The organism is Streptococcus pseudopneumoniae, assembly GCF_001074975.1.
GTDB lineage: Bacteria > Bacillota > Bacilli > Lactobacillales > Streptococcaceae > Streptococcus > Streptococcus pseudopneumoniae_D.
In genome coordinates, this window is sequence record NZ_JUUO01000005.1 from 1 (window position 1) to 9,199 (window position 9,199).

At 39.1% G+C, this 9,199-nt stretch carries 8 protein-coding genes; 1 reads left to right on the forward strand and 7 read right to left on the reverse strand.

Going from position 1 to position 9,199, the window contains the following annotated elements:
* Nucleotides 1-76: 76 nt before the first annotated feature.
* From ADI86_RS00160 to pbp2a, 5 genes are all read right to left on the reverse strand, one after another.
* Nucleotides 77-556, reverse strand: coding sequence for a sigma-70 family RNA polymerase sigma factor (locus ADI86_RS00160; RefSeq protein ID WP_049531296.1), 480 nt, complete (start codon nt 554-556; stop codon nt 77-79).
* A gap of 121 nt (nt 557-677) precedes the next feature.
* Nucleotides 678-1,214, reverse strand: coding sequence for a transcription termination/antitermination protein NusG (nusG, locus tag ADI86_RS00165; protein ID WP_000376739.1), 537 nt, complete (start codon nt 1,212-1,214; stop codon nt 678-680).
* A gap of 54 nt (nt 1,215-1,268) precedes the next feature.
* The gene (secE, locus tag ADI86_RS00170; RefSeq protein WP_001210991.1) at nt 1,269-1,445 is read right to left on the reverse strand and encodes a preprotein translocase subunit SecE; all 177 of its coding nucleotides are present in this window, start codon (nt 1,443-1,445) and stop codon (nt 1,269-1,271) included.
* A 9-nt stretch (nt 1,446-1,454) separates the two neighbouring features.
* Nucleotides 1,455-1,607 (reverse strand): 50S ribosomal protein L33, encoded by a 153-nt coding sequence (gene rpmG / locus ADI86_RS00175; protein WP_001809375.1) that lies wholly within the window; start codon nt 1,605-1,607, stop codon nt 1,455-1,457.
* Between the two features lie 52 nt (nt 1,608-1,659).
* Nucleotides 1,660-3,855 (reverse strand): penicillin-binding protein PBP2A, encoded by a 2,196-nt coding sequence (gene pbp2a / locus ADI86_RS00180; RefSeq protein WP_049531297.1) that lies wholly within the window; start codon nt 3,853-3,855, stop codon nt 1,660-1,662.
* Nucleotides 3,856-3,941: 86 nt separating this feature from the next.
* Here pbp2a and ADI86_RS00185 point away from each other — a divergent pair, with 86 nt between their 5' ends.
* Complete coding sequence (locus tag ADI86_RS00185) at nt 3,942-4,817, forward strand: pseudouridine synthase (protein WP_080983133.1); 876 nt, start codon at nt 3,942-3,944, stop codon at nt 4,815-4,817.
* Between the two features lie 68 nt (nt 4,818-4,885).
* Here ADI86_RS00185 and gap read toward each other — a convergent pair whose 3' ends face one another.
* Complete coding sequence (gene gap, locus ADI86_RS00190; RefSeq protein ID WP_000260682.1) at nt 4,886-5,893, reverse strand: type I glyceraldehyde-3-phosphate dehydrogenase; 1,008 nt, start codon at nt 5,891-5,893, stop codon at nt 4,886-4,888.
* A gap of 319 nt (nt 5,894-6,212) precedes the next feature.
* On the reverse strand, nt 6,213-8,864 hold the full coding sequence (gene adhE, locus ADI86_RS00195; RefSeq protein ID WP_049531299.1) for a bifunctional acetaldehyde-CoA/alcohol dehydrogenase: 2,652 nt from the start codon (nt 8,862-8,864) through the stop codon (nt 6,213-6,215).
* Between the last annotated feature and the right edge of the window lie 335 nt (nt 8,865-9,199).

Here is a 9,199-nt window from a genome sequence, read left to right on the forward strand (position 1 = left end):
CGCGTTTTTCTCATACTAAATGCTAGGTGGTGAGAAACTGGAAGTTAGTTTTAGAAGTTACCTTTTTTAAATTTGACTATTTTGGCCCTATAGCAAACTCTTGAAACACAATACGTAAATCCCTCAATACTCTTTGACGTCCTCGAAAACGTTCATTTCTTAAAACACGTTCTAACTCTTCTTGTTGCTCTTTATTTTGTTTGCTTCTATAATCTCTTAGTGTCTCATGAAAGAGATAATAATCATCTAGCCAGAGACCTCCCTCACTTATACGATGACTAATCTCACCTACTTCTTCATAGGATTCTTTATCATATCTCCGTTTTTGACTTTCTTGCTTTCGGATATAGTCTAGAATTCGATTCCGAAACTTAGTCTTAAAATATTTACGTAAGCGTGGTATATCTTCTACTAATCCCTCTTCTTTACTAATCAACTCATGTAAGCAAATCATTCCCTCTTGATCCCAATCCGATAGCTCCCATAAATGCAAGTAATATTCATTTCTACACTTGTACACAATTCCTTGAACTTCTTGATACAATTCTTTAATCATAATGTTCTCCTTTCTAGATACAGTTTAACAAATCATGGAGCTAATTTGATTCATTTCATCCATTCTGCTCCCTACACCGTCTCAACTGCACAAAAAAAGAGAGGACATGCCTCTCTTAGGGTTATAATTCTGCAATTTGGTTTAAGTTTACTTCTGCTACTGTGTCATTACCAAACATAGAGATAATCATCTTCACTTTATTGTTGTCAATCTCTGTAATCTTACCAGTATAGTCTGCAAAAGCACCATCAATAATACGTACGGTTTGACCAACCTCAACATCGAAATCAAATTCTTGAACAGTTTGTCCCATAGATACCAAAATGTCACGAATTTCTTGTTCCAATAATGGAGTTGGTTTCGATCTGTTCCCGTGTGATCCGACAAATCCTGTAACGTTCGGAGTGTTTCGAACAACAAACCAAGCTTCATCTGTCATGACCATTTCTACAAGAACATAACCTGGAAAGCGATTTTCTTCTACTTCTTTTCTCTTTCCATTTTTTTCAACTTGCACTGTTTGTGTTGGAATTTCAACGCGTAGAATATTATCCAACATATTGTAGGTTTGTGCACGTTGTAATAGATTTTCTTTTACCTTATTTTCATAACCAGAATAAGTTTGTAAGACAAACCATCCTTTATCAAAACTATCCATGATATTTCCTTTCATAAATAGAAGATTTCTAGTGTAATTAGCTCCACTAGCCTTCTAAAAAATGTTAATAAATCGAATCAAACCTGAAACAATCAACTGGTCAAAAATGTAAATAATTACTACAAAAAAAGCTGTGTATTCCATGATAGAACGAAAATCTCTCCAGCTTTCCTTGCGAGTTGGCCATGTTGTGTCTTTAAGAAGTCTAAAAATATCTCCAATAAAACGCATCGCTCTCTCCTATCTCGTTTCTCTGTGTGTAGTGTACTTGCCACAATGCTTACAAAATTTATTTACTTCTAGTCGTGTAGGCTTGGGGTTTCCACTGATCTTGATTGAATAGTTTCTCGAACCACAAACCGCACAAGCTAGGCTTGCTTTTTTTAGTGCCATAACGCCTCCATCTTATCTATTATAACAAGAAAGTCAGGCTTTGACAAGCATCTTAACGAAATAGATTGACTACCGAATCCCATATTGTTTGAGCCTTTTCCTTAATATTCGCATCCGAGATAGCCCGACTAGCCTCATCTACTAGACTTTGCGCACGTCCTCGGATATCAGACAAACTATCATCTGTCTGACTATTATTATTAGTTTGTACTTGTCTTTTTGTGTTAGCTGGTGCAATTCCATTTTGCTTATAAGCATTTTCAACTGTAAAGGTACTTCCTGGCGTATAAGGTAAAATGGTATTTGCAATGTTTCTAAAGACATGGGCTGCACCGTTTGAAGTAGAGCCAGCTAGATAGTGATTTTCATCAGTCGTCGGGAAACCAAGCCAGTGACTGATTACCACATCCGGAGTATAACCAATTACCCACTGGTCACTTGTGTATTCAGGATTGAAAACTGCTTCAGTCGTACCAGTTTTCCCTGCAATAATATAATCTGCAGGCGATGAACTAATACCGGTTCCGTTTGTAAATGTCCCCAACATCATACTGGTCATCTTGTCAGCTACAGCTTTATCAATCACCCGTTTTTGTGAATTTTTATGACTTGCAATAACTTGTCCGCTAGCATTTTCAATTCTACTAATAAAATGAGCTTCCGGCATTAAACCTTCATTTGCAAAAGCAGCATATGCTTGAGCCATTTGAAGAGGGTTGGTTTCAACACCGCTTCCTAAAGCGACGCCAAGAACACGATCGACCTTTTCCATGTTGAGTCCAAATTTTTCTCCTGCCTCAAAAGCCTTATCAACACCCAAGTCATTAACAGTGGCAACAGCAGGTAGATTAAGCGATTCTGCCAAGGCTTGATACATGGGAACTTCTCGACTCGTTTTGATTCCTGCATAGTTATCAACCTTATAGCTGTCATACTGCATGGTATGGTTATCCAACTTCTTATTCAAAGCCCAGCCTGCTTCAACTGCTGGCGTATAAACAACTAAAGGCTTAATTGTAGAACCAGGGCTACGTTTTGATTGAGTTGCATAATTGAAATTCCGGAATCCAGTCTTATCATTGTCAGCAATCCGACCGACAACCCCACGAACTCCCCCTGTTTTCGGTTCAAGAGCTACACTTCCTGATTGAGCAAATGTTCCATCCTCTGCCCTCGGAAATAGCGATGTATTTTCATAGACAACCTGCATATTTGCTTGATAGTTTTGGTCCAGCTCTGTATAAATGCGGTAGCCATTATTGACAATTTCTTCCTCTGTTAGATTATACTTGGAAACGGCTTCGTTAACCACCGCATCAAAGTAAGAAGGATAGCGGTAATCTGAGATTTTTCCTTCATACTTATCGTGCAATTGCGAAGTCATATCAACTTCTGCTGCTTCGGTTTCTTGATTTTTATCAATATATCCTGCTGCAAGCATATTCTGCAAAACAGTATCGCGCCGATTAGTAGAATCTACTACAGAACTCAAAGGATTATACAGTTCCGGCCCCTTGAGCATCCCTGCCAGAGTTGCAGCTTGATCCAAACTCACTTCTGATGCAGAAACTCCAAAGTATTTCTTACTCGCATCTTCTACACCCCACACACCATTTCCAAAATAAGCATTGTTAAGGTACATGGTTAAGATCTGATCCTTACTATATTTTTTTGTTAATTCTAAGGCAAGGAAGAATTCTTTCGCTTTTCTCTCAACAGTTTGATCCTGTGACAAATAGGCGTTTTTAGCTAGCTGCTGGGTAATAGTAGATCCACCACCTGAACGTCCAGCAGTGACAATAGCCAAGAAGAAACGACCATAGTTAATCCCATCATTTTTATAGAAAGAACGGTCTTCTGTCGCAATAACAGCATTCTGCAAAATTTTACTGATATCAGTCAATTCAACATAGGTTCCCTTTTGACCAGACAAGGCACCAGCCTCTTTTTCTTCACGGTCAAAAATGAGAGTTCGAGTTTTCAAGGCATTTTGCAAATCATTGACATTGGTTGACTTGGCTACAGCAAACAAATAGGTTCCAACTAGCAAGCCTGCACTCAAACCTAGTATAAGGACAATCTTTGTTAGATGATAACGACGCCAGAATTTTCGAATTGGACCTACTTGGGCTAATTTTTTTCTATCACTACGAGAGCGACGCAAGCTAGTAGAATCCAAATCCTCTAGTTCACTTGTTTCTTTTTTAAAAAGAGAAAGAAATTTCTCAAATAATTTATCTAATTTCATGCGTTTATTTTATCATCTTCATCATAGGAAGACAAGAATTTAGCTATTTCCTATCCAAATAGGGCTTTTTTTGTTACAATATCTGTATGAAATTCACATTTACATTACCAGACTCTCTGCCTCAAATGACGGTAAAGCAATTACTTGAGGAGCAACTCCTCATCCCTAGAAAAATCCGTCATTTTTTGAGAATCAAGAAACACATTTTGATTAATCAGCGAGAAGTTCACTGGAACGAGATGGTAAATCCTGGAGATATTTGCCAATTGACTTTTGACGAGGAAGATTATCCCGAAAAAGATATCCCTTGGGGCAACCCAAATCTCGTTCAGGAAGTTTATCAAGATCAACACTTGGTTATTGTGAACAAACCCGAGGGTATGAAAACCCATGGTAATCAACCAAACGAAATCGCCCTTCTTAACCATGTCAGTGCCTACGTTGGCCAAACCTGCTATGTCGTTCATCGTCTGGACATGGAAACCAGTGGTTTGGTTCTCTTTGCCAAAAATCCTTTTATCCTGCCTATTCTCAATCGCTTACTGGAGAAAAAAGAAATTTCTAGGGAATATTGGGCACAGGTCGAAGGACATGTCAACAGCAAAGAACTTGTTTTCAAAGACAAAATTGGGCGTGATCGCCATGATCGCAGAAAACGAGTAGTTGATACAAAAAATGGCCAATATGCAGAAACGCATGTGAACAGATTAAAGAAATTCTCAAACAAGACTTCCTTGGTTCGTTGCAAACTAAAGACAGGCCGAACCCATCAGATTCGAGTCCACCTTTCACATCATAATCTCCCTATCCTAGGTGACCCTCTCTATAATAGTAAATCAAAGACAAGTCGGCTTATGCTTCATGCCTTTCGACTTTCCTTTACCCACCCGCTTACTTTAGAAAAGTTAAGTTTCACTATCCTTTCTGATACATTTGAAAAAGAATTAAAAAAGAATGGATGATTGTGTCATCCATTTTTCCATATAAGAAAAGCAAGACCAAGAGGCCTTGCTTTTTATCGACTCATGAATTATTTAGCGATTTTTGCGAAGTATTCAAGAGTACGAACAAGTTGTGCAGTGTATGACATTTCGTTGTCGTACCATGATACAACTTTAACCAATTGTTTACCGTCAACGTCAAGAACTTTAGTTTGAGTTGCGTCAAACAATGAACCGTAAGACATACCTACGATATCTGAAGATACGATTGGATCTTCTGTGTAACCGTATGATTCGTTTGAAGCTGCTTTCATAGCTGCGTTCACTTCATCAACAGTAACGTTCTTTTCAAGAACAGCTACCAATTCAGTAACTGATCCAGTTGGAGTTGGAACGCGTTGTGCAGATCCGTCAAGTTTACCGTTCAATTCTGGGATTACAAGGCCGATAGCTTTAGCAGCACCAGTTGAGTTAGGAACGATGTTTGCAGCACCAGCGCGAGCACGGCGAAGGTCACCACCACGGTGTGGTCCGTCAAGGATCATTTGGTCACCAGTGTAAGCGTGGATAGTAGTCATCAATCCTTCAACAACACCAAAGTTGTCTTGAAGAGCTTTAGCCATAGGAGCCAAGCAGTTTGTAGTACATGAAGCACCTGAGATAACTGTTTCAGTACCGTCAAGAACGTCGTGGTTAGTGTTGAATACAACTGTTTTAACATCGTTTCCACCAGGAGCAGTGATAACAACTTTTTTAGCTCCACCTTTAAGGTGTTTTTCAGCTGCATCTTTCTTAGCAAAGAAACCAGTAGCTTCAAGAACGATTTCTACACCGTCAGTAGCCCAGTCGATTTGTTCTGGATCACGTTCAGCAGAAACTTTAACGAATTTACCGTTAACTTCAAATCCACCTTCTTTAACTTCAACAGTACCGTCGAAACGACCTTGAGTTGTGTCGTATTTCAACAAGTGTGCAAGCATAACTGGATCTGTAAGGTCGTTGATGCGTGTAACTTCAACACCTTCTACGTTTTGGATACGACGGAAAGCAAGACGACCGATACGTCCGAAACCGTTAATACCAACTTTAACTACCATTAGTGATTTCCTCCTTATGAAAATCATGAAATTTTTATTGTGAAAAGAGTAACTTGAATCACTACAAATCACCTTTCAACAAACCTATTATATAACTATTTGAGTTGAATTGCAAGTACGGGCGTTGTTTTTTGTCTATACCTAGCTTATTTTTCTTTCTCCTTTGAAAACCTATACTGTTGTCTTTCTTTGTCTACATAGCTATTTCCCGCTTTCATTTTTAGATAGAAAGTGAAAATAGAAAAGCTAAAAATTATTTTCAACACTCCAGTTTCACAAAAAAGAGACAGGAAATTCCTGCCTCTAGGCTGATAAACGATTATTTACGACGTCCTGGACGTTCTGCATAACCATAGTAAGCATCTGCCATGATTTCTTCCATGTCAGCTACCATTGGCAAACGTGGGTTAGCAGGTGAACATTGATCTTCATAAGCAAGCAAAGCAATTTCATGCAAGCTGTCTTTCCAAGCTTTTTCATCAATTCCTTGATCCTTGAAGTTCATCTTGATACCTACTGCAACACCAAGTTCATAAACAGCTTTAGCGTATGCCTCAACTGCTTCTTCTGGAGTTGAGTGAGGTAAACCAAGCATTCTAGCAATGTCTTGGAATTTCTCATCAGCTTTCCAGTAGTTGTATTTAGGCCAAGTAGTAGTCTTAGATGGACGAGTTCCATTGTAACGGATAACGTATGGAAGCAAGATTGCGTTTGTACGTCCGTGAACAGTATGGTGAACCGCACCGATCTTGTGGGCCATTGAGTGGCTCATACCAAGGAAGGCATTGGCGAAGGCCATACCTGCCATTGTAGAAGCATTATGCATTTTTTCACGTGCTTCTGAATCAGCAGTCTTAACAGATTTTTCCAACCATTCAAAGACAAGTTTGATTGATTGAAGGGCGATACCATCTGTGTAGTCGTTAGCAAAGTTTGAAGTGTAGGCTTCAGTCGCATGAGTCAAGACATCCATACCTGTGTCAGCAGTAATGAAATCTGGAACTGATTCAACCAAAGCAGGGTCAACAATCGCAATAGTTGGTGTCAATGAGTAGTCAGCCAATGGATATTTACGGTTGTTTTTCTTATCAGAGATAACGGCAAATGGTGTTACTTCTGAACCTGTACCTGAAGTTGTTGGGATACCGATGTACTTCGCTTTCTTACCAAGTGATGGGAAGCGGAAGGCACGTTTACGGATATCCATGAATTTTTGAACCAAGTCACGGAAGTCGACTTCTGGTTGTTCGTAGAAGAGCCACATAACTTTAGCTGCATCCATTGGTGAACCACCACCAAGAGCAATGATTGTATCTGGTTCAAATGCTCTCATAACTTCAGTACCACGTTCTACAGTTGTGATATCTGGATCTGGTTCAACATCTGAGAAGACTTGGACAGTTACACGATTACTACGAGCGTTCAATTGGTCGATAACACGTTGAACAAAACCAAGTTTTTCGATAGATTTGTCAGTAACGATCATAACGCGTTCAATATCTTCACATGTTTGAAGGTATTGGATAGAATTGCGTTCGAAGTAAATTTTTGAAGGAACTTTAAACCACTGCATATTATTTCTACGTTTCCCTACTTTCTTGATGTTTAGAAGGTTGATAGCGCTCACGTTATCACCAACTGAGTTGCGTCCGTATGAACCACATCCAAGTGTCAATGATGGGATGAAGGCATTGTAAACGTCACCGATACCACCAAAAGTAGATGGAGAGTTCCAGATAATACGCATTGCTTTGATTTCTGTACCAAAGCGTTTAGCAAGAGCTTCATCTTTTGTATGGATAGCTGCTGAGTGACCAAGACCATTAAACTCAACCATTTGGCGAGCTTTCTTAAGTCCGTCTTCAGTGTCTTCAGCTTTCAATACTGCAATGACTGGTGAAAGTTTTTCGCGAGTCAAAGGCTCATTTTCTCCAACTTCCTTACATTCTGCAGCAAGGATATTTGTTCCTTCTGGAACTGAGAAACCTGCTTGTTCTGCAATCCATGTTGCTGGTTTACCAACGATGTCAGCGTTCAATTTTGCTCCAGCACAGTTTTTGCTATTTGCTTTTGCACCAAAGCAGAATTCTTCTAGAAGAGCTTTTTCTTTTTTGTTTACAAAGTAAGTGTGGTATGATTTGAATTCCTCTACAAATTCATCATACACTTCTTTATCAATGATAACCGCTTGCTCTGATGCACAGACCATCCCATTATCAAATGATTTAGACATAACGATGTCATGAGCAGCTTGACGAAGGTCAGCAGATTTTTCTACATAGGCAGGAACGTTTCCGGCACCTACCCCAAGAGCTGGTTTACCACATGAATATGCCGCTTTAACCATGGCATTACCACCAGTAGCAAGGATTGTTGCAATACCATCATGATTCATCAACGCAGCTGTTGCTTCCATAGATGATTCTGTAATCCATTGAACACAGTTTTCAGGAGCTCCAGCAGCAATCGCGGCATCTCGAACGATTTGCGCTGCGTGAGCAGAAGATTCTTGAGCAGATGGGTGGAAAGCAAAGACGATTGGATTACGTGTCTTCAATGAGATTAAAGCTTTAAAAATTGCTGTAGATGTTGGGTTTGTTGTAGGAGTAACTCCACAGATAACTCCAACAGGTTCTGCAATTTTAGTCAATCCAGTAATTGGATCATCTTCGATAACACCGACAGTTTTAACACCACGCATGTTATTGACAACGTGTTCACAGGCAAAAAGGTTTTTTGTCGCCTTATCTTCAAATACCCCACGACCAGTTTCTTCAATTGCGTGTTGTGCTAGGATACCGTGCGCATCAAGAGCTGCAACTGAAGCTTTCGCTACGATGTAATCAACTTGCTCTTGGTTCAACTTGCGCATTTCATCAAGTGCAACCAAAGCTTTTTGCACTAGCCCGTCTACATGCTTTTCAGCAGCGAGTTGTTTTTCCTCAGGTGTTACTGTTTTTTTATCAGCCATATTATCCTCCATAGCCTTTAAGGATTTTATCCTTTGTTAATTTTTTCACAATTTTATTATAACTCTTTTTTTATGTTTTGTAAACAGTTTCATAAACATTTCACAAAGAATTTTCAAAACATTGTGAAATTAATCTCAAATACGTTATAGTATCAACTTTTAACTAGATGATTGTGAAATAACAACAAAAAATTTTTTATTTCACAAACCTAACAAACAGATAGAAAGCGCTTTCTTGTTTCTTGTAAAAAAAACTCCATGTCTGAACTGCACCCCAAAAGTTAGACAGATAATTTAAGTAAAGGATTTAATTCTGTATTGTACAGGACTAAGTC